We start from the raw sequence: 19,604 nt of genomic DNA on the forward strand, positions 1-19,604 counted from the left end.
ATACTTTAAAAGTATATCTATGAAAAAAATACTATTCCTTTTTTCGTTTCTTATTTGCACATCACTTTTTTCTCAACAAGAAGATGCGTGGTTGTTTCTTATAGATAAGCCAAATAGAACTACTTTTTTAGAAAACCCTCTAACAATGCTTTCTCAAAGAGCATTAGATAGAAGAAACGCTCAAAATATTGCTTTAGATGTTTTAGACGTTCCTGTAGATGAGAGTTACTTTAATCAATTAAAAGGAGAAGGGAATATAATTGTTTTTGCAAAATCTAAATGGTTAAACGCAGTTCATGTTCAAGGAACAGAAAGTCAAATTAATAATTTACTAACTAGTTTTACCTTTATAGACCATATTGAGTTTGCAAATAAATCTTTGAGTAAAAGTGGCAAAAAAAAGTTAAACAGTATGGTTTCAAATCATCATCAAAAGCTTAACGAAACAGAAACAACCTTTACATACGGAGACGCAGAAAATCAAATTAAAATGTTAAAAGGTGACTTTTTACATGAACAAAATTTAACAGGAACAGGACAGCAAATTGCAGTGATAGACGCAGGTTTTCCAAATGTAAATACTTTAGAAGCATTTAAAAGATTAAGAGATAATAATCAAATTTTAGGAGGTTATGATTTTGTAAATAGAAATGATAATTTCTATACAGGCAATAATCATGGTACTAATGTTTTATCTACAATTGGTGGTTATTTAGAAAATGAATTTGTGGGTTCAGCTCCAGATGCTTCTTTTTACCTTTTTATTTCTGAAGATAGCTCTAGAGAAGTTCCATTAGAAGAAAGTTTATGGGTAGAGGCTGCAGAAAGAGCAGATAGTTTAGGTGTAGACGTTATAAATACATCTTTAGGATATACTACTTTTGATGAAGATAAATACAATTATTCATATGCAGATATGAATGGAAAAACAACCTTTATTTCTAGAGGAGCAGAAATTGGTACTACAAGAGGAATGTTATTAGTTGTTTCTGCAGGGAATGATGGAAATAAATCTTGGAAATATATTTCTGCACCAGGAGATGCTTCATCTGTAATTACAGTTGGTGCAGTAGATGCTGCTGGTGCTATTGCAGATTTTAGTTCTTTTGGACCAAGTTCAGACGGAAGAATAAAACCAGAAGTTTTGGCACAAGGTAAAAATCCAGCTATTATTCAGCATGCTACAGGCGAAGTAATTACAACTTCAAGCGGAACATCATTTTCTGGACCAATTATGGCAGGTTTAATTGCTTGTTTAAATGAAAATAAAACATCAGAAATCATACAAAACCGTAATTTACTTTTAAAGAACTCTGTATATGAATCTGCGGATAAATTCAGTAATCCTTTAGATCAACATGGTTATGGAATTCCAAATTTTGAAGTTGCATTAAATAGTTATATTGAAAGCACAGCTTCTGTTCAAAAAGCTTTTCTTTCAAATTTGTTAATTCACCCTAATCCAGTCAATGATTCATTTACTTTGGATTTAAACAATAATAACCTTGAGAATTATAGTATTCAAATATTTAATATTCTAGGGAAGAAAGTTTTTGAAGAATCAAAAATGAAATCAAAAAATATTAATATTTCTATTTTAGAAAGTGGAATTTACCTTTTAAAAATCCATAATGGAAATCAAAATAAAACTTTAAAGTTGATTAAAAATTAATGAAAAATAAAATAACGTCTCTTTTCAAAATACAATACCCAATAATTCAAGGAGGAATGATTTGGGTTTCGGGTTATAAATTGGCATCCGCAGTTTCTAATGCTGGTGGTTTAGGCTTAATAGGTGCAGGTTCTATGTATCCAAATGTTTTAAGAGAACATATTCAGAAATGTAAAAAAGCAACAGATAAACCGTTTGGCGTAAACGTGCCAATGCTATATCCAGATATTCAAAAAATAATGGATATTATTATAGAAGAAGAAGTAAAGATTGTTTTTACTTCCGCTGGAAACCCTAAAACTTGGACTTCCTTTTTAAAAGAAAAAGGAATAACAGTTGTTCATGTAGTTAGTTCTGTAAAGTTTGCTTTAAAAGCGGAAGCTGCAGGAGTAGACGCAGTTGTTTGTGAGGGTTTTGAGGCTGGCGGACATAATGGAAGAGAGGAAACCACAACTTTTACTCTAATACCAATGGTAAAAGAACAAGTTAAAATACCTGTAATTGCAGCTGGAGGTATTGGTTCTGGTAGAGGAATGTTAGCGGCTATGGTTTTGGGAGCAAATGGTGTACAAATTGGAAGTAGATTTGCAGCTACAGAAGAATCTTCTGCTCATAAAAATTTTAAAAAGACAATTATTGATGTAAAAGATGGTGATACTCAATTAACTTTAAAAGAATTAGCACCTGTAAGATTGGTGAAAAATAAATTCTTTAATGAAGTACAAGAGTTGTATTTAAAAAATCCTTCAATAGAAGATATTAAAGAATTATTAGGAAGAGCGAGAGCAAAAAAAGGAATGTTTGAAGGAGATTTAGACAATGGTGAGTTGGAAATTGGTCAAATTGCAGGGTTAATTCATGAAATAAAACCTGCAAAAGAGATTTTAAATGAAATAATTGAAGAGTTTTATGAAGTTAAAGCATTGGTAAACAGTTTTTAAGTGTTTTTTTTTGAATAAAAACAATGTTTTTTTAGATATTTAAAAAAATGGCACTATATTTGCAATTCAATAGAATGTTATCAGGCAATTAAGTAGATAACGCATTAATTATTATATTATGAATAAAGGTACCGTAAAATTTTTCAACGAATCTAAAGGATTTGGATTTATTACTGAAGAAGGAAACAACAAAGAACATTTTGTACATGTGTCAGGATTAGTTGACGAAATTCGTGAAAACGATGAAGTTGAATTTGACTTACAAGATGGAAGAAAAGGATTAAACGCAGTAAACGTAAGAGTTATATAATTATATATATATTACTAGTTAATTTTTTATCAAAAAGCCTATCATTAATGATAGGCTTTTTTTATGTTTGTTATTTAGATTTTTAATTATGATTGACGGAAGACAACAGAAGAATGTTCAAATTGGTTTGTTTGTAGAAATTATACAAAAACCACATCAAAGAACAGGAGAATTAACAGAAGGAATTGTTGCAAAAATACTTACAAAATCAACAAATCATCCTTATGGAATAAAGGTTCAATTAGAATCTGGACTAGTAGGGCGAATAAAAAATATAATTACTGAACAGGAATTTTAATTTCGTATACTTTTCTGCTTTTGTTATTTAATTTATTTTCTCTTAGCCAAGCATTGTGTATTTTAAGTTCTTTGTAGGTAATACCATACTTTTTAGCAAATACCGCAATATTAGTAATAGCCGTGTCTACTTTAATAGTCTTTGTTTTTGGCAAAGTATATAAATCCGTTTCATCAAAAACAAAACCGTACTTTTTGGGATTTGATATTACTTCTTTTAAAGCAATAATTCTAAATACATATCTTTCTGTTTCGTTTGGTAATATAGCATCATAATAACTATCGACTTGTTGTGTTTTTAGGCGTTTAGATACACCGTAATTACCTGCGTTATATGCAGCAGCAGCCAAAGTCCAAGAACCTAAACGTTCTCTAGATTTCTTTAAATATTCCGCAGCAACCATTGTAGATTTTTCAATATTATAACGCTCGTCAACATTTTTATTAATTTCTAAACCATATTCTTTACCTGTAGAAGTCATAAAATGCCACATTCCTGCAGCTCCAGCAGAAGAAGTTTCATCTATAAAAGCACTTTCGGCTAGCGCTAAAAATTTAAAATCATCTGGTAATCCATATTTTTTTAATAAAGGCTCTAGAATAGGAAAGTATTTGTTTGCTCTTTTAATAAGCAGTAAACCATTTGATTGCCAATAAGTATTAACTAGCAATTCTCTATCCATTCTTTCTCTAATATCAGGCATCTCAATAGGTACTCGTTCTCCTGCTAAATTTAAGTTTGCAGGTAATTTTACTGCTTTTATTTTATAGGTTTTGTGCGTACTCGGTTTAGGATCCGATTCAGATTTATCAATTGCGTTAATAAACGTTACAGTAATTACTGTAATACTTAAAAGTGATAAAATACGTAATGAGTTTTTCATAGAATTTCAATTTTATTCTTTAAAAATAAGAAATTGATTAGTTTTTAACAAGTTAAACTTTCATCAATAATTTGAGATATTTTTTTAGCCTTGGTAAGAATCATTACATGAGTTCCTCCTTTAATTTCTATAGCATCTTTAATATGTTTTATTGGAAAAACATGATCTTTAGTACCATGAATATGTACTAAGTTATCTTGAGGTTTATCTTGTACCCAGTTCAATACGCTACTAATAGACCAATTTAAGTATGTTTTACCCCTTACAGATAAATACTTATTGTAAATTTTTGCTCTTTTTTTTAATGACTTACCTAAAAAATATTTTGCATAGTCTTCAAAATTAGAAACGACAGTAGTAGGAAATAATTTGTAAGCTTTGGTAAATTTTGCCATTTTATACCTTTTTGGCAATTCATTACTTGTTTTAACACTAGAAATAATAATAACTTTTCTAGTTTTAATAAATTTACTTATTTCTTGTGCCATAATTCCACCAAAAGAAACACCAACAATTACAGGGTTTACTTCTTTAATTTCATCACACATTCTCATGGCATAATTAGAAATAGATTCTTCTAAAGCTAATGGTTTTATCCATTTTAAATAATGGAATTCATATTTATCTGGTGATAGTTCTAGGTGTTCAAAAATTTCTGGCCCGGCAGCTAAACCCGGCACAAAATATATAGGGATCTTTGTCATTATTCAATTAATTTTTTTTCTAATAAAATTTCATCTAAACATTCATAAGCCATTACTAATTCATTAGGTACATTTTTCCAAAGTTTTATTTCTATCTCCTTGTTTTTATGTGTAATAAATGTACTTGGAAAATCTGCAATAGACTTGTCAGTTCTAGTATCAAAATAAGTGCCAAAAGAAGTTTTAGAGAAAATATTTTTAACTTTTTTAAGTTGTTTTTCTGTTAATGTAAATTCATTAATTCCTTTTAAAGGCACGTTTTCAATTCCGTTGAAAATAACTTTTCCATCATTAAAGAAAATAACATCAAAAACAGGGCAATCACCAGAACAATGTGTTTTTCTAATTTTTACAAAAGTGTTTTCTGCAATGTATTTTATGTTCTCAAGAACAGTTTCTGTATTTATTTCTACGGTAGAAAATACATTTGCCGTTTTTAATCTCTCAATCCAAAAGTCTTTTTTTTCTATTGGTACTTTTATAGATGCAACTTTTAAGTTTTTTTCATCAATAATTAAATTCTCCCAAACCAAGCTACTGTTTTCTATTAACGCTTTTGCATTTAGAACTTCTTTTGGGTCTTTTAAAACTATTAAAAGATTTTCTTGAGTTTTAATAATTTCAACTTCTTTTACTTTTTCAATAACTTCTTTCTCTTTTTTTATTTCTGATTTTTCTTCCACTTTTATTTCTTTTTTTTTGTTAGTTGTGTTACAACCAAAAGCAAAAACGAATATTAATATTATAGAATATTTCATAGTTTTTATTTATTTAAAGTGGCAAAATTCTTCTCAAAATTAAAACGGACTAAACCATCTTCATCAATTTCTGTTAAAGTTATTGTGTGAAAAGTGTTTACCAATTCAGGATTCCAAGGGGATTTAACTTTTACATAATTTTCTGTAAAACCGTTAATATAACCTCCTTTGTTTTCGTTTTCAAATAATACAGTTAAGGTATTTCCTAATTGACTTTCATAAAAAGAACGTCTTTTTTTTGCTGACAAACCGCGTAACATTTTACTGCGTTTTGCTCTTACTTTTTTAGGAATAACACCGTCCATATTTACAGCTTCTGTATTTGGTCTTTCAGAATACGTAAACACATGTAAATACGAAATATCCATTTCGTTTAAGTAATTGTAAGTTTCTAGAAATAATTCATCAGTTTCTCCTGGGAAACCAACAATTACATCTACGCCAATACAAGCATTAGGCATTACTTTTTTTATTCTAGTAACCCTATTTGTATAGATACTTGTTAAATATCTACGTTTCATTTTTTTTAATAATTCATCGCTACCAGATTGCAACGGTATATGAAAATGAGGTACAAAAGAACCAGATTTTGAGACAAAGTCTATAGTTTCATCTTTTAACAAGTTAGGTTCAATAGATGAAATTCGTAAACGATGAATTCCATCAACTTTATCTAATCCTTTTACCAATTCTAAAAAAGTATGTTCGTGTTTTTTATTTCCAAACTCACCTTTTCCATAATCACCAATATTAACGCCGGTTAAAACAATTTCTTTAATTCCTTTTGATGATATTTCTTTGGCATTTTGAAGTACATTTTCTAAAGTATCAGACCTAGAAATCCCTCTCGCAAGCGGAATTGTACAATATGTACATTTATAATCGCAACCATCTTGTACTTTTAAGAAAGCACGAGTTCTGTCTCCAATAGAGTAGGAACCTACATAAAAATCGGCTTCAGAAATTTCACAAGAATGAACTTCACCAACATTATTTTTGGCTAAATCGTTAATATAAGAGGTTACATTAAATTTTTCTGTAGCTCCTAAAACCAAATCTACGCCGTCTATTGCAGCTAATTCTTCTGGTTTTAACTGTGCATAACAACCAATTGCAATTAAAAAAGCTTCATCATTTTTCTTTAACGCATTTTTTACAATCGATTTAAAACGTTTATCTGCATTGTCTGTAACTGAACATGTATTAATTACATATACATCTGCTTCTTGTTCAAAATCTACACGTTCAAAACCCTCATTCACAAAATTTCTAGCAATTGTAGATGTTTCAGAGAAGTTTAATTTACATCCTAAAGTATAAAAAGCAACTTTTTTTTCTGCGTTCATTTAATTACGTTTGTACAGCTAAAAGAACAAACTTTAAATTAGTTGTTCCATTTTTGAAGTTCATATAGTATATTTACAAAAGCTGTTTATAACAGTTTAGCATTTGCAAAAGTACGACATTAATCATGATTTTTGAAACCGAAAGATTACTTATTAGAAAACTAATTTTAGAAGATTTAGATGCATTTCATGCATTAGAAAGTAATCCAAAGGTTTTAAAATATGCAACAGGCAATGTTAAGAGTTTAAAAGAAAATCAAATAGAATTAATAGCTTTAATTGTAAAATATTCAAAATCAAAAAATGATTTTTGGATTTACGCAATTGAAAGAAAATCTGACCATAAATTTGTTGGAACTTTAGCTTTAGTTAAAGATGGATTTGATGATGAAATTGGGTATCGTTTTCTAGAAGAATTCTGGGGAAAAGGTTATGCTACTGAATTATGTAAAGAATTACTAAAGTATTGCAAACAAATAGGAATACAAAAATTAGTAGGTTATGTTGTTGATGAAAATATTGCTTCATCAAAAATTTTAGAACGTTTTAATTTTAAGAAAATAAAACATTTTATTAGTGATGATATAAAACTGCCAGAAACCAAATACGAATTATTTTTATGATAGTAGAAACTTTAAAAACACCTTATTATGCTGTAATTTTTTCAACCATTTTAACCGATGACATTACTGGTTATTTAGAAACAGCTGAACGTATGGAGGAATTAGCAAAAGAGCAAAAAGGTTATTTAGGAATAGAATCTGCAAGAGGAAAAATAGGTATAACGGTTTCTTATTGGCAAACATTAGAGGATATTCTTCTTTGGAAAAATAATATTGAACACACAGAAGTTAGAAACTTAGGAAGAGAAAAGTGGTATAAAAAATATCAATTGAGAATTTCTAAAGTTGAAAGAGAATATGGATTTAAAAAATAAAAAACCTACCAATTTACTTTAGACATCACAGGATAGTGATCTGAATAACCAACTGAAAAGGAATTGAATTGATTAATTATTGCTTCATCATCTGTTAGTATAAAATCAATCCTCATTGGAAACCAATAGTTATACGTTTTACCAAAACCTTTACCTGCTTCTAAAAATGTATCTTTTTTATTTTTAGAAACCTGATTATATATCCAAGAATATGCAGTGTTATTAAAATCTCCACAAACTATTTTTTTGCCTTTCCATTGTTTTTCGTGCGCTAAAAATAATTCTAATTGTGCTGCTTGTTTTTTAAAAGTACCAGACATTCTTTTAATTAATTTTTCAGAATTTTTTTGACCAAAATTTTCTTCATTTGGTTTTATTCGTAAAGATTCTAAATGTATGTTATAAATTCTAATGGTATCTTTTTCCTTAATAATGTCAGTAAAAATAATATTGTTAGCAGTGTTTTTAAAATCTAATGAACCCGAATTTATAATCTTAAATTTAGAATAAATAGCCATTCCAAATTTATTGTTTCGGGACTTTAATTTTACATATTTGTAAGGGAAATTTAAATTTATTTTTGAAGATTTATAATATTCTTGTACAGCAAGTATATCAGGGTTTTTATCAGAAATAAACTCGAAACCATTTTCAAAACTGGCATTTTCTTGTTTTTTTGTAAATAAATCAAACGTTTTTACGTTATAACTCATTATTTTTAAATCGTTATTTAAAGAAGAACTATTGCTAGATATTTTATAAAAAGGAGTGATTATAAACCAGCCAATGATTAATACAGTTAAAGATAAAGTAAGTCGTCTTTTTAGTTTAATAAGCCAATAAATAACAAAACCAAGGTTTATAAATAAAAGCACAGGTACAAAAAGACTTAAAACTGCAAGAACGGGAATGGTGTTTGGAGAAACATAAGGAAGTAAATAAGAAAATAACAATAAAGTTGCTAAAAGTGAATTTACCAAATAGAGAATTTTGTCAACAAAAGATAAATTTTTCATATTATCTTTTTCCTTGTTTAAATAAAAATTCTTTTTCTTCTTTAGTTAAAGTATCATAACCAGACTTACCAATTTTGTCTAAAATAGAGTCTATTTGTTTTTGATTTAAAGAAGTATTTGTTTCTTTTTTAACTGTTTTTTTAGGTGATTTGTAAACCGTTTTTAAAGGTTTCTTTTTCACTTTAAATAAAGAGGTAATTTTATCAAAAAGACTAATTTCTTTATTACTTGCTTGGTTTACATATAAGAAGCCAAAAAGAGCACCACCTAAATGTGCAAAATGCCCACCAGCATTTCCCCCAGATAAACCTAAAATATCTAAACCTACCCAAATTGCTGCCAAATGCCATAATTTCACATAGCCAATTAGTTTTATTTGTAATTGATAATTTGGTATATAGGTTGTAATACCTATAAATATTGCAGATATTCCTGCAGAAGCACCAACTAATAAAGTTGAGCTTTCTTCAAATAAAGGAAAATAATTATGACTTATTAAATACAGTAACCCGCCAAAAACTGTTCCTAAAATGTAGAAAGTAAGTAACTGTTTTTGTGTAAAATATTCAATAAATAAATTACCAATAAAGTAAAGTGTAATAAGGTTTAAAAGCATGTGGACAAATCCATCATGTAAAAAACCGTAGGTTATAATTGTCCAAGGTTTGGTTAAAAGCGAATTAAAATTATCATCTAAAGAAAACCATTCTACAAGCCAATTAATTTCTATTGAACTTTTAAAGAGACTAGCTACTATTGTTAAAATAAAAACAGCAATATTTATATAGATTAATTTTTCTACAATATTACCGCCTTTGTAACGTGATTTTATTTCGTTTATAAAACTCATTAATTCGTTTTAAACTGATTTTTTTTCCAATACCAGGCAATAATAAAACCGATTAGAGCGCCACCAATATGTGCAAAATGTGCAACATTACCGATAGAATATTTAGTCATTCCGAAGAATAAATCACCTAAAATCATAATAGGAATAAAGTATTTTGCTGCAATTGGAATTGGTAAAAATATCAATGCCATTTTTGCATCTTTAAAGAAAATTCCAAAAGCGACTAGAACTCCATAAATTGCTCCTGAAGCACCAACCGCTGGTGTTGAGTATAATGAATTAACAGTTTGTAAATATTCATTCTTATAAACTAAACCAGGATTCATTAATTCTATAATTTCAGCTTTTGTTGAGCCTAATTCAATTAATTTTTCAAAAGCAATATTAAACTGATAATAATTTACCAAAGTATAAATTAGACCTGCTCCAAATCCGGCAGAAAAATAGAAAAACAAAAACTTATTTCTACCCCACATTTTTTCTAAAGGGGTGCCAAAAGCCCATAAACCATACATGTTAAATAAAATATGTGGGACACTACCATGCATAAACATGTGGGTAACATATTGCCAAATTCCGAAGTTTTCATTTTCGGGAAAGTGCAACGCTAATATGTTTGTAAAGTCTAACTTTAATAATTGCGGAGCAATAAAAACAATTACATTAATAATTATTAAATGCTTTATAGCGTCTGTTAGTTTATTCATTTTTTAACTATTAAATAAATGATCTATTTCGTTTAATGTTAGTGTTTTAAAAGTTGATTTTCCAAACGGAGAAACCGTTGGTTCTTTGCAAGAAAACAAATCGTTTACTAAAGCTTCTTGTTCTCTTTCAGATAATAAAGTACCTGTTTTTATTGATAATGTTTTTGCAAATGATTTTGCCATTACATCAAAATGACTAAAACTAGCATCTGGTACTTCTAAATTAATATCATTTAATAATTCTTCTAAAATAATAGTTATTTTACTTTCTGTAACAGAAACCGGAATTCCTTTTATAGTAACACTGTCTTTTGTAAAATCTTCAAAAGAAAAACCAGCATTTTCTAATTCAGTTTTTATGGTGTAAATCATTTCTATTTCTGCGGAAGAAAATGAAATTTTTACAGGAAATAATAATTGCTGACTATTGGCTTCTTTAACGGTAATGCTTTCTAAAAATTGTTCGTATAAAATTCTTTGATGTGCTAAAGATTGACTGATTAAAACCACGCCAGATTTTATTAAACTCATTACATATTTACGCTGAATTTGAAATGTCTTCTGGGCTTTTTCTTCTTGTTGATGTTCAAATAAACTTTCTTGATTTTGTCCATCAGAAACTGCAACTTCTGTATATAAAGACTCCCAACTTTCAGTTTGTTTTTCTCTTCTTGAAGAAAAATTATTTTCTTTATGATGTTCCTCTTTAAAAGGGTTAAAGTCTGGATCTACAGAAATTTTAGGGACTGATGCTGTTTTTGTATTCGATTTAAAATGATAAGGAGTATCTAGGTTAGAATCTCTGTTAAAATCTAAAACGGGTGCAACATTATATTGCCCTAAACTATGTTTTACAGTTGCTCGTAACATGGCATACAAAGCCTTTTCATTATCGAACTTTATTTCTGTTTTTGTTGGATGAATATTAATGTCAATAGAATTTGCCGGAACCGTTAAATATAAAAAATAGGAAGGATGTGCACCGTGTTCTAACAAACCATCAAAAGCATTTACAACTGCGTGATTTAAATAAGAACTTTTTATAAAACGGTCATTTACAAAAAAGAACTGTTCGCCTCTTTTTCTTTTAGAAAATTGAGGCTTCGCAACAAAACCTTCAATAGCAACAATGTCAGTTTTTTCATCAATTGGTACTAATTTTTCATTCATTTTAGAACCAAAAACAGCAACTATTCTCTGGCGGAGATTACCATTTTTAAGATGATAAACTTCATTGTTATTATGATGCAATAAAAAAGCAATATTTGGGTGCGCTAATGCAACGCGTTGAAATTCATCAATAATATGACGCGTTTCTACAGTATCTGACTTTAAGAAATTTCTTCTTGCTGGAATGTTATAAAACAAATTTTTAACCGCCAAACTGGTTCCTTTTCCGGTTGAAATAAAATCTTGAGAAACTATTTTGCTTCCTTCAATTTTTATACAAGTACCTAATTCTTCGTTTTCTTGTTTTGTTTTTAGTTCTACATGTGCAATTGCTGCAATAGAAGCCAAAGCTTCTCCACGAAAACCTTTGGTGTTTAAATTAAATAAATCTTCAGCTTTTTGAATTTTAGAAGTAGCATGACGTTCAAAAGACATTCTAGCGTCTGTTGTGCTCATTCCTTTGCCATCATCAATTACTTGAATAAGCGTTTTACCGGCATCTTTTAGTAATAATTTTATATTGGTAGCACCAGCATCAATTGCATTCTCTAATAGTTCCTTTACTACGGAAGCAGGACGTTGCACAACTTCTCCTGCAGCAATTTGGTTTGCTACATGATCTGGTAATAGCTGAATAATATCTGACATTAATTTCTTTTGAAGATAGATAAATCGAAATCTATGATGTACAAAAAGATAAACACTAAAATGGCAATGATTATTAAAAGTGTTTTGTTTACGCTTTTATCGGAATTTTTTAAATCGTTAATTGCGTCACCAAATCTCCCTTTAATACCTTTGTTTTTACCTGCAGTAGTTCTATATTGATCTAGCTTATGCTCAATTTTATAAGGATTTCCTTCTCCTTTGTAATAACGAGGTTGGTAATCGAATTTATTATGTGTACGTTTTAAAAAACCCATAGTTTTAGAAATAATTGGTGAATAGATTTAGAACTTAAATCAATTTCCGTACCAATTGTAAAGCATTTCAAATTTACAGAATTTAAAGCAATTCTTCAAAGATTGATGTTAAAAGTATTCTTAAAATTCAAAAGAATTTAAAAGCCAATATGCTCTGTAGTTCTGCCTAAATTTTTAAGATCTGCCATTTTTACTGCAGCAATAGCACATTCAATTCCTTTGTTACCATGTTTACCACCAGATCTGTCTAAAGATTGTTGTTTGTTATTATCTGTTAAAACACAGAAAATAACAGGTACATCGTATTTAATGTTTAAATCTACAATACCTTGGGTAACACCTTCACAAACAAAATCGAAATGTTTTGTTTCTCCTTGAATTACATTTCCAATGGCAATAATTGCATCTACTTTTTGAGATTCAATCATTTTTTTACAACCGTAAACAAGTTCAAAACTTCCAGGAACATCCCAAGAAATTATATTTTCTTTTGTTGCACCACAATCAATTAAGGTTTCAATTGCTCCTTTTTGTAAGTTTTTTGTAATTTCTGAATTCCATTCAGAAACAACAATCCCAAATCGAAAAGATTTCGCATTTGGGATTGTTGCTTTATCGTAATAAGATAAATCGGTTGTAGCCATGAACTAGTTTTTAGTTTTTAGTCTTTAGTTGTCAGTTATACAGTTTAACTAAACATTAATAACTTAAAATTAAAAACTAATTATTTTGCATATTTAGCTGCGCCAATAAATTTCTCTATATCTCTACCTTGATCAGATGTTGGATATTTGCTTTTAATTTTTGAGAAAAAAGTTTCAGCTTTATCGTATTTTTTTAACTCCATTGCTGTTTGACCAGCTTTGTATAAAAATAAAGGAGTTGTAAATTCATTGTCTTTTTTGTTTGCTGCTTTTGTATAATAATCTAAAGCATCTTCTGCTTGGTTAATATCTGCAAAAGCATCACCAATTGCTCCTAATGAAACAGGCCCTAACATTTCGTCATCAGAATTAAACTTTTCTAAATATTCGATTGCTTTTTTGTAATCCTTCATTTGTAAGTAAGAAATACCTGCATAATAGTTTGCTAAATTTCCAGCATCAGTTCCACTATAAGATTTTGCGATGTCTAAAAAACCATAATTTCCGTCTGCACCTTCTAAACCTAAAGTAAGTAAAGAATCAATTCCTGAACCTGCAGTTGCAGCTTCATCAAAATATTTTCTTGGAAAAGCTAACTCGTTAGAAGCATTTGTTTCTTTTGGTTCTACGATATACTTTGTGTAAGCCATGTATGCTAAAAAGATAACAACAATACCTACTAAAGAGTAGAATAATGGTTTGCTATTTTTCTCAATCCATTGTTCAGATCTAGAAACCGTTTCGTCTAAAGTATTTAATACTCCAGCCGTTTCGAATTCAGATTCATCTAATTGAGTTTCTGCTTTTTTACCTTCTGCTTTATATTTTTTCTTGTATGTTGCCATTATTTCCTTAAAAATTAGTGGCGACAAAAATAGTTTTTTTAATTGGATTTTAAAAGCGGATAATTCGCTAAATTTTCAATAATTTGCAATTCCTTTTTAAGAATATTTATAATTCATGTATTTACAGAAACTTTCTTTAGTCAATTTTAAGAATATAGAATCTCAATCTTTTGATTTTCAGCAGAAAATAAATTGCTTTGTTGGTAATAATGGCGTGGGTAAAACCAATGTTTTAGACGCTATTTATTATTTGTCTTTTGCAAAAAGTTACTTTAACTCTGTCGCGGTTCAGAATATTAGACATGGAGAAGGCTTTTTTATGGTGGAAGGAGATTATCTTTTAAATGATAGAAGTGAAAAAATTGTTTGTAGTTTAAAAAAAGGACAAAAGAAAGTTTTAAAACGAAATGGAAAAAGTTACGACAAGTTTTCTGAACATATTGGACAACTTCCATTGGTTATTATTTCTCCGGCAGATAGAGATTTAGTTACCGAAGGAAGTGATACTAGAAGAAAGTTTATAGATGGTGTTATCTCTCAACAAAACAAAAAATACTTATTAGATTTAATTGCGTATAATAAGGTGTTGAGTCAAAGAAATGCATTATTAAAATATTTTGCAGCCAATAGAACTTTTGATGCTTTAAACTTAAGTGTTTATGATGAACAACTTTCTGATTATGGTAGTAGAATTTATGAGGTTAGAAAAGCTTTTTTAGAGGATTTTATTCCCATCTTTAATGAGAAATATCAAATAATTTCTAATGACAAGGAAAGTGTTAATTTACTGTATAAAAGTCAGTTGCATGATTTTAATATGAAAGATGCTTTGCAAAATTCGTTAGAAAAAGATAAAATTTTACAATACACAACATCCGGAATTCATAAAGATGATTTAAGTTTTGAAATAGGAGAATATCCAATTAAAAAATTTGGTTCTCAAGGACAACAAAAATCATATTTAATAGCTTTAAAATTCGCACAATTCGAGTTTATAAAACAACAATCTAGTGTGGTGCCTATTTTATTATTGGATGATATTTTTGATAAATTGGATGAAAGCAGAGTTTTACAAATTATTAATTTAGTTGATAATGATGAATTCGGGCAAATTTTTATCACAGACACACATTCAGAAAGAACAGAAAACATCGTAAAACAGAGTAATAAACCGTATCAAATTTTTAAATTGTAATATTATTTCAAATTTTTAAAAAGCCTAAAAAAGCTAACAACCTAAATATCCAATAATCTAAAAAAATGTCCAAAAGAGAAAACGATTCTTTTTCAATAGAAGATATCATGAAAAACTTTATCAAGGAAAACAACTTAAGCAAAGGAATGCAGAAAATTAAGGTTGAAGAAACTTGGACTGAAATGATGGGGCCAGGAGTTGCAACGCATACAACTTCTGTAAAATTGCAAAACAAAACTTTAATTATACACTTAAATTCTTCTGTTTTACGTGAAGAATTAAGCTACGGAAAAGACAAGATTATTAAAATGATTAATGAAGAATTAGGTGACGATGTAATTACTAAATTGATGTTGGTATAATACTTTCTAAATATATCATTCAATTCTGTTTCGCTAAATTCTCTTCATCTTCATCTCGTTTTTATGTGCCCTAACTCGTTATATAGTTACTTTTATTGTTGATATCCCGTAAAGATAATTTTTTTCTGAAGTAAGTAAATCACAAAAAAAAACTCATAACAATTAAGTTACGAGTTTTCAATAAATATTCTTGAGAATAAAAATCCTTAAAATTGCTCTCTTCCAGAAAAGTGAAAGTTAGCTTCAATTTGTGCATTTTCATCAGAATCAGAACCATGTACAGCGTTTTCTCCCATAGAAGTTGCGTATAGTTTTCTAATAGTTCCTTCAGCAGCATCAGCAGGATTTGTAGCACCAATTAAAGTTCTAAAATCATCTACTGCGTTGTCTTTTTCTAAAACTGCAGCAACTATTGGTCCACGTGTCATGAACTCAACTAACTCTCCAAAAAACGGACGCTCATTATGCACAGCATAAAAAGTTTCAGCATCTGCTTTTGTCATTTGTGTTTTCTTTAATGCTACAATTCTAAATCCTGCAGCATTCATTTTTTCTAAAATTGCGCCAGTATGTCCGTTTTCTACAGCATCTGGTTTAAGCATTGTAAATGTTCTATTTGTTGCCATTATATTGACTTTTAAATTTTATTATTAATATTGATTTTTAGAAGTTATATCTTTCTTAAAATCGGCGCAAAATTACACATTTTTTTTAATAAAATTGTATATTCGCCACTTATGATTTTAAAAGGATTTGAAGATTTAAAAACGTTTCTTGATAAACCTAGAAATATAGTCATTATTGGGCATAGAAATCCTGATGGAGATGCTGTGGGTTCTTCACTTGCTTTATATCATTATTTAAATAAAAAAGGGCATAATCCTACGGTTGTTGTACCAAATGAATATCCAGAATTTTTACATTGGTTGCCAGGTTCAGAAACCACATATCGTTTCGATTGGCAAAATTCTCAATCTCAAAGAGCCATTAATAATTCTGATATTATTTTTCTATTAGATTTTAATGCATTGCACAGAGTTGGGCACGATATGCAAAAAACATTAGAGAAATACCCAAATGATTTTGCAATGATAGATCATCATCAACAACCAGATGATGTAAAATATATGTATTCTGATGTTGAAATTTGTTCTACTTGCCAAATGGTATATCAATTTATAGATATGTTAGGTGATGTTGACTTAATAGACGCTAATATTGCTACTTGTTTATATACAGGTATTATGACAGATACAGGTTCGTTTAGGTTTCGTTCTACTACAAGTAAAACGCATAGAATTATTGCAGATTTAATTGATAGAGGCGCGGAAAATGATAAAATTCATAACAATGTATATGACGCAAATTCTTATAATAGATTGTTATTATTAGGGAAAGCATTAAGTAATTTACAGATATTACCAACCTATAAAACTGCTTATATTACTTTAACTACGGAAGAGAAAAAGCGTTTCGATTTTCAAAAAGGAGATACAGAAGGCGTTGTAAATTATGCGCTTTCTTTAAAAGGAATTATTTTTGCAGCCATTTTTATTGAAGATGCAGATCAAGGATTAATAAAAATTTCTTTTCGTTCAAAAGGGAAGTTTTCTGTAAATAAGTTTTCTAGAAATCATTTTGAAGGTGGCGGACATGACAATGCTGCTGGTGGAAAATCGAATTTATCAATGGCAAAAGCAGTTACTAGATTCACAAGTTTATTACCAGAATATAAAAAAGAATTAGAAGCATCTTATGAAGTTTAATATTTTACTTTTTTTAATTGTTTTGTGTTTTGGCTGCTCTAAAGTTATACCAAGAAAACCTATAGAACCAAAACCTTCTACTACCTTATTAAAGGAAACAGTTGCTACCTCTAAAATTTTAAACAAAGCAGAAGATAAAAGAATAACTTCTTTAATAGCCAAAGATTCGACAACAACATATATTACTTCAACAAATGGATTTTGGTATACATATATAAATAAAGTTGAAGAAATTTCAGCAACTCCAAAAACCGGACAAGAAGTAACAATTAGTTATAGTATTAAAAATTTAAACGATACTGTAATTTATAGTGAAGAAGAGCTAGGTATCAAAAAGTATAATGTAGATAAAGAGGATTTTATTACTGCAATTCAGCAAGGAATAAAGTTGATGAAAATAGGAGAAACTATTACATTTGTCATTCCGTCTTATAATGCCTTTGGCATTTCTGGCGATGGAAATAAAATTGGAGTTAATCAATCAATAAAAAGTACAGTAACATTAATAAATATTAAATAAATTAAAAATGAGAATTATAAAACAAGCTTTAGCGGTAGCAATTACAGCAACTATGTTTTCATGCGGAAACCAAGTAAAAGAAGTGAAAACTTTAGAAACAGACATAGATTCTGTAAGTTATGCAATTGGTTTAACAATGTCTAACCAATTAAAAACTGGGTTTAAAGATGTAAATCAAGATGTTTTAACGCAAGCAATTAGAAATGGTTTAGATTCTACTAATTTATTAATTGAAACTAAAGACATTCAAAAAGTAATAAGTACTTATTTTAAGAAAGTACAAGAAGAAAAAAAGAAAGAAGAACTAGCAAAATCTGAAGTTTACAAAACAGCAGGAATTACTTTTTTAGAAGCTAATAAAACAAAAGAAGGTGTTAAAACTACAGAGAGTGGTTTACAATATATTGTTTTAAATGAAGGTAAAGGTAGTTTAGTAAAAGCTACTGATAAAATAAAACTTCATTATCATGGAACTACAACTGAGGGGGTTGTTTTTGATAGTACTGTTGATAGAAAAAAACCTTATGATTCTGCTGCAAATGCTTTTATACCAGGTTTTAATGAAGGTTTAGCTTTAATGAAAGTTGGTTCTAAATATAGATTTTTTATTCCTCAAGAATTAGGTTACGGAGCAAACCCTAGACCAGGGATAATTAAACCTTATATGGCTTTAATTTTTGAAGTTGAAATTTTAGAGATTTTAAAATAATTTTTAATGAAAAATATTAAATACATTATTGTTTTCGTTCTTTTAATTACAGCTTGTAAAGCTGCAAAATATAAAGATTTAGAAGATGGGATATACGCAGATATTCAAACAAATAGAGGTGATATTTTATTAGAATTACATGCGGAAAAAGTGCCATTAACTGTTGCTAATTTTGTTTCTTTAGCTGAAGGTAATAATCCTAAAGTAACAGATTCTTTAAGTGATAAGAATTTTTATGATGGAGTTCGTTTTCATAGAGTTTTAACTAATTTTATGATTCAATCTGGCGATCGTACAGCAACTGGTAGAGGAAATATTGGCTATAAGTTTGCAGACGAATTTCCTACTTATTCTTTAGGGAAATTAATTTACAAGCATGATGCTAAAGGTATTTTATCTATGGCAAACCCTGGTCCAAATAGTAATTCTAGTCAATTTTTTATTACGCATAAACCAACACCATGGTTAGATAGAAAACATTCTGTTTTTGGTAAAGTAGCAAAAGGATTGGCAATTGTAGATAGCATTCAACAAAATGATACTATTAATAAAATAAATATTATTAGAGTTGGTAAATTTGCAAAGAATTTTGATGCTCCAAATGTTTTTATTTCTGAAATAGAAGGAGCTTCTGATAAGGAAAAAGAATATGCTAAAAAGTTAGAAAAATTAAAAGAAACCTTTTTAAAACATCAAGGAGTTGACAAAGCAATTAAAACGGATTCTGGTTTAAAAATACTTGTTTTAAAAGAAGGTGAAGGAAAAAAATTCAATAGAGCAATACCAGCTACTATGAATTATACAATTTCTTTGGCTACAGGTAAACAGATACAAACAACCGAAAACTCTGACAAGCCTTTTGTCTTTACATTAGACAAGCAACCAATGATTGCTGGTGTTAATGAAGCACTTTTAGAAATGAGAGTAGGAGACAAGAAAAGACTTTTTATACCTTATTATTTAGGATACGGAAAAGAATTATATGGACCTTTTCCTGCAAAATCTGATATTGTTTTTGATATTGAATTATTAAAAGTAGGAAAATAAT

Annotated in this window: 24 protein-coding genes; 12 read left to right on the plus strand and 12 right to left on the minus strand. The window is 28.8% G+C overall.

Annotated elements, in window-relative coordinates; all coding sequences use genetic code 11:
* The first annotated feature begins 19 nt into the window (after positions 1-19).
* From V3V28_RS06950 to V3V28_RS06965, 4 genes are all read left to right on the plus strand, one after another.
* Positions 20-1,672 carry a S8 family serine peptidase gene (locus V3V28_RS06950; RefSeq protein ID WP_331364297.1) on the plus strand — a complete coding sequence of 551 codons (1,653 nt, stop codon included), beginning with the start codon at positions 20-22 and terminating at the stop codon, positions 1,670-1,672.
* A complete protein-coding gene (locus V3V28_RS06955) occupies positions 1,672-2,613 on the plus strand; it encodes an NAD(P)H-dependent flavin oxidoreductase (RefSeq protein ID WP_331364298.1) in 942 nt (313 codons plus the stop codon). Before V3V28_RS06950 ends, V3V28_RS06955 begins: the two co-directional genes overlap by 1 nt.
* Before the next feature lie 118 nt (positions 2,614-2,731).
* Complete coding sequence (locus V3V28_RS06960) at positions 2,732-2,923, plus strand: cold-shock protein (RefSeq protein WP_036821181.1); 192 nt, start codon at positions 2,732-2,734, stop codon at positions 2,921-2,923.
* 88 nt (positions 2,924-3,011) lie between these two features.
* Entirely contained in the window at positions 3,012-3,221 is a 210-nt protein-coding gene (locus V3V28_RS06965) for a YwbE family protein (protein WP_331364299.1), read from the plus strand.
* Here V3V28_RS06965 and V3V28_RS06970 read toward each other — a convergent pair.
* From V3V28_RS06970 to mtaB, 4 genes are read right to left on the minus strand one after another with little or no spacing between them, the layout of a single operon-like run.
* On the minus strand, positions 3,202-4,104 hold the full coding sequence (locus V3V28_RS06970; RefSeq protein ID WP_331364300.1) for a lytic transglycosylase domain-containing protein: 903 nt from the start codon (positions 4,102-4,104) through the stop codon (positions 3,202-3,204). The two genes, V3V28_RS06965 and V3V28_RS06970, sit on opposite strands and share 20 nt — an antisense overlap.
* A gap of 44 nt (positions 4,105-4,148) precedes the next feature.
* Positions 4,149-4,808 (minus strand): alpha/beta hydrolase, encoded by a 660-nt coding sequence (locus V3V28_RS06975; protein WP_331364301.1) that lies wholly within the window; start codon positions 4,806-4,808, stop codon positions 4,149-4,151.
* On the minus strand, positions 4,808-5,566 hold the full coding sequence (locus V3V28_RS06980) for a DUF6438 domain-containing protein (RefSeq protein ID WP_331364302.1): 759 nt from the start codon (positions 5,564-5,566) through the stop codon (positions 4,808-4,810). The genes V3V28_RS06975 and V3V28_RS06980 overlap by 1 nt, the downstream gene beginning before the upstream one ends.
* Positions 5,567-5,571: 5 nt before the next feature.
* A complete protein-coding gene (gene mtaB, locus V3V28_RS06985) occupies positions 5,572-6,912 on the minus strand; it encodes a tRNA (N(6)-L-threonylcarbamoyladenosine(37)-C(2))-methylthiotransferase MtaB (protein ID WP_331364303.1) in 1,341 nt (446 codons plus the stop codon).
* A gap of 125 nt (positions 6,913-7,037) precedes the next feature.
* Between mtaB and V3V28_RS06990 the strand changes: the two genes are divergently transcribed.
* Both V3V28_RS06990 and V3V28_RS06995 read left to right on the plus strand, forming a co-directional pair.
* Positions 7,038-7,535 carry a GNAT family N-acetyltransferase gene (locus V3V28_RS06990; protein ID WP_331364304.1) on the plus strand — a complete coding sequence of 166 codons (498 nt, stop codon included), beginning with the start codon at positions 7,038-7,040 and terminating at the stop codon, positions 7,533-7,535.
* The gene (locus tag V3V28_RS06995) at positions 7,532-7,849 is read left to right on the plus strand and encodes an antibiotic biosynthesis monooxygenase family protein (protein WP_331364305.1); all 318 of its coding nucleotides are present in this window, start codon (positions 7,532-7,534) and stop codon (positions 7,847-7,849) included. Before V3V28_RS06990 ends, V3V28_RS06995 begins: the two co-directional genes overlap by 4 nt.
* A 5-nt stretch (positions 7,850-7,854) precedes the next feature.
* Here the strand turns inward: V3V28_RS06995 and V3V28_RS07000 are convergent, their stop codons facing one another.
* From V3V28_RS07000 to V3V28_RS07030, 7 genes are all read right to left on the minus strand, one after another.
* A complete protein-coding gene (locus V3V28_RS07000) occupies positions 7,855-8,865 on the minus strand; it encodes an endonuclease/exonuclease/phosphatase family protein (RefSeq protein ID WP_331364306.1) in 1,011 nt (336 codons plus the stop codon).
* Position 8,866: 1 nt separating this feature from the next.
* A complete protein-coding gene (locus V3V28_RS07005) occupies positions 8,867-9,715 on the minus strand; it encodes a rhomboid family intramembrane serine protease (protein WP_331364307.1) in 849 nt (282 codons plus the stop codon).
* The gene (locus V3V28_RS07010) at positions 9,715-10,422 is read right to left on the minus strand and encodes a rhomboid family intramembrane serine protease (protein ID WP_331364308.1); all 708 of its coding nucleotides are present in this window, start codon (positions 10,420-10,422) and stop codon (positions 9,715-9,717) included. Before V3V28_RS07010 ends, V3V28_RS07005 begins: the two co-directional genes overlap by 1 nt.
* Positions 10,423-10,425: 3 nt before the next feature.
* The gene (gene mutL / locus V3V28_RS07015) at positions 10,426-12,240 is read right to left on the minus strand and encodes a DNA mismatch repair endonuclease MutL (RefSeq protein ID WP_331364309.1); all 1,815 of its coding nucleotides are present in this window, start codon (positions 12,238-12,240) and stop codon (positions 10,426-10,428) included.
* Entirely contained in the window at positions 12,240-12,515 is a 276-nt protein-coding gene (locus V3V28_RS07020) for a riboflavin synthase subunit beta (RefSeq protein ID WP_331364310.1), read from the minus strand. The genes mutL and V3V28_RS07020 overlap by 1 nt, the downstream gene beginning before the upstream one ends.
* A gap of 137 nt (positions 12,516-12,652) precedes the next feature.
* On the minus strand, positions 12,653-13,159 hold the full coding sequence (gene ribH, locus V3V28_RS07025) for a 6,7-dimethyl-8-ribityllumazine synthase (protein ID WP_331364311.1): 507 nt from the start codon (positions 13,157-13,159) through the stop codon (positions 12,653-12,655).
* A gap of 80 nt (positions 13,160-13,239) precedes the next feature.
* Positions 13,240-14,031 (minus strand): tetratricopeptide repeat protein, encoded by a 792-nt coding sequence (locus V3V28_RS07030; RefSeq protein ID WP_331364312.1) that lies wholly within the window; start codon positions 14,029-14,031, stop codon positions 13,240-13,242.
* A gap of 88 nt (positions 14,032-14,119) precedes the next feature.
* On the opposite strand from V3V28_RS07030, the gene recF reads away from it, so the two are divergent.
* Both recF and V3V28_RS07040 read left to right on the plus strand, forming a co-directional pair.
* Positions 14,120-15,199: a DNA replication/repair protein RecF gene (gene recF / locus V3V28_RS07035; RefSeq protein ID WP_331364313.1), complete on the plus strand. Its 1,080-nt coding sequence runs from the start codon at positions 14,120-14,122 to the stop codon at positions 15,197-15,199.
* 65 nt (positions 15,200-15,264) lie between these two features.
* The gene (locus tag V3V28_RS07040) at positions 15,265-15,561 is read left to right on the plus strand and encodes a DUF721 domain-containing protein (RefSeq protein WP_331364314.1); all 297 of its coding nucleotides are present in this window, start codon (positions 15,265-15,267) and stop codon (positions 15,559-15,561) included.
* A 206-nt stretch (positions 15,562-15,767) separates the two neighbouring features.
* On the opposite strand, the gene V3V28_RS07045 is transcribed toward V3V28_RS07040, so the two are convergent.
* Positions 15,768-16,187, minus strand: a complete 420-nt coding sequence (locus V3V28_RS07045; RefSeq protein WP_331364315.1) for a nucleoside-diphosphate kinase — start codon at positions 16,185-16,187, stop codon at positions 15,768-15,770.
* Positions 16,188-16,298: 111 nt separating this feature from the next.
* Here V3V28_RS07045 and V3V28_RS07050 point away from each other — a divergent pair, with 111 nt between their 5' ends.
* Genes V3V28_RS07050 through V3V28_RS07065 form a run of 4 tightly spaced genes read left to right on the plus strand, consistent with a single transcriptional unit; the run spans position 16,299 to position 19,603 of the window.
* Positions 16,299-17,327 (plus strand): DHH family phosphoesterase, encoded by a 1,029-nt coding sequence (locus tag V3V28_RS07050; protein WP_331364316.1) that lies wholly within the window; start codon positions 16,299-16,301, stop codon positions 17,325-17,327.
* Positions 17,317-17,847, plus strand: a complete 531-nt coding sequence (gene gldI, locus V3V28_RS07055; RefSeq protein WP_331364317.1) for a gliding motility-associated peptidyl-prolyl isomerase GldI — start codon at positions 17,317-17,319, stop codon at positions 17,845-17,847. The genes V3V28_RS07050 and gldI overlap by 11 nt, the downstream gene beginning before the upstream one ends.
* Before the next feature lie 7 nt (positions 17,848-17,854).
* A complete protein-coding gene (locus tag V3V28_RS07060; protein WP_331364318.1) occupies positions 17,855-18,556 on the plus strand; it encodes an FKBP-type peptidyl-prolyl cis-trans isomerase N-terminal domain-containing protein in 702 nt (233 codons plus the stop codon).
* A 6-nt stretch (positions 18,557-18,562) separates the two neighbouring features.
* Positions 18,563-19,603 carry a peptidylprolyl isomerase gene (locus tag V3V28_RS07065; RefSeq protein WP_331364319.1) on the plus strand — a complete coding sequence of 347 codons (1,041 nt, stop codon included), beginning with the start codon at positions 18,563-18,565 and terminating at the stop codon, positions 19,601-19,603.
* Position 19,604: the final 1 nt, after the last annotated feature.

The sequence above is a fragment of the Polaribacter sp. genome, from assembly GCF_036480315.1.
In the GTDB taxonomy this organism is placed as follows: Bacteria; Bacteroidota; Bacteroidia; order Flavobacteriales; family Flavobacteriaceae; genus Polaribacter.

Bases quoted from the DNA above. Each gene is read 5' to 3' on its own strand.
- V3V28_RS06995 (WP_331364305.1), top strand. From the start codon at position 7,532: ATGATAGTAGAAACTTTAAAAACACCTTATTATGCTGTAATTTTTTCA.
- V3V28_RS07040 (WP_331364314.1), top strand. From the start codon at position 15,265: ATGTCCAAAAGAGAAAACGATTCTTTTTCAATAGAAGATATCATGAAA.
- V3V28_RS06965 (WP_331364299.1), top strand. From the start codon at position 3,012: ATGATTGACGGAAGACAACAGAAGAATGTTCAAATTGGTTTGTTTGTA.
- V3V28_RS06950 (WP_331364297.1), top strand. From the start codon at position 20: ATGAAAAAAATACTATTCCTTTTTTCGTTTCTTATTTGCACATCACTT.
- V3V28_RS07045 (WP_331364315.1), bottom strand. From the start codon at position 16,187: ATGGCAACAAATAGAACATTTACAATGCTTAAACCAGATGCTGTAGAA.
- mutL (WP_331364309.1), bottom strand. From the start codon at position 12,240: ATGTCAGATATTATTCAGCTATTACCAGATCATGTAGCAAACCAAATT.
- mtaB (WP_331364303.1), bottom strand. From the start codon at position 6,912: ATGAACGCAGAAAAAAAAGTTGCTTTTTATACTTTAGGATGTAAATTA.
- V3V28_RS07060 (WP_331364318.1), top strand. From the start codon at position 17,855: ATGAGAATTATAAAACAAGCTTTAGCGGTAGCAATTACAGCAACTATG.
- V3V28_RS06955 (WP_331364298.1), top strand. From the start codon at position 1,672: ATGAAAAATAAAATAACGTCTCTTTTCAAAATACAATACCCAATAATT.
- V3V28_RS06970 (WP_331364300.1), bottom strand. From the start codon at position 4,104: ATGAAAAACTCATTACGTATTTTATCACTTTTAAGTATTACAGTAATT.
- recF (WP_331364313.1), top strand. From the start codon at position 14,120: ATGTATTTACAGAAACTTTCTTTAGTCAATTTTAAGAATATAGAATCT.
- V3V28_RS07010 (WP_331364308.1), bottom strand. From the start codon at position 10,422: ATGAATAAACTAACAGACGCTATAAAGCATTTAATAATTATTAATGTA.
- V3V28_RS07020 (WP_331364310.1), bottom strand. From the start codon at position 12,515: ATGGGTTTTTTAAAACGTACACATAATAAATTCGATTACCAACCTCGT.
- V3V28_RS06990 (WP_331364304.1), top strand. From the start codon at position 7,038: ATGATTTTTGAAACCGAAAGATTACTTATTAGAAAACTAATTTTAGAA.
- V3V28_RS06980 (WP_331364302.1), bottom strand. From the start codon at position 5,566: ATGAAATATTCTATAATATTAATATTCGTTTTTGCTTTTGGTTGTAAC.
- V3V28_RS07000 (WP_331364306.1), bottom strand. From the start codon at position 8,865: ATGAAAAATTTATCTTTTGTTGACAAAATTCTCTATTTGGTAAATTCA.
- V3V28_RS06975 (WP_331364301.1), bottom strand. From the start codon at position 4,808: ATGACAAAGATCCCTATATATTTTGTGCCGGGTTTAGCTGCCGGGCCA.
- gldI (WP_331364317.1), top strand. From the start codon at position 17,317: ATGAAGTTTAATATTTTACTTTTTTTAATTGTTTTGTGTTTTGGCTGC.
- V3V28_RS07065 (WP_331364319.1), top strand. From the start codon at position 18,563: ATGAAAAATATTAAATACATTATTGTTTTCGTTCTTTTAATTACAGCT.
- ribH (WP_331364311.1), bottom strand. From the start codon at position 13,159: ATGGCTACAACCGATTTATCTTATTACGATAAAGCAACAATCCCAAAT.
- V3V28_RS07050 (WP_331364316.1), top strand. From the start codon at position 16,299: ATGATTTTAAAAGGATTTGAAGATTTAAAAACGTTTCTTGATAAACCT.
- V3V28_RS07005 (WP_331364307.1), bottom strand. From the start codon at position 9,715: ATGAGTTTTATAAACGAAATAAAATCACGTTACAAAGGCGGTAATATT.
- V3V28_RS06960 (WP_036821181.1), top strand. From the start codon at position 2,732: ATGAATAAAGGTACCGTAAAATTTTTCAACGAATCTAAAGGATTTGGA.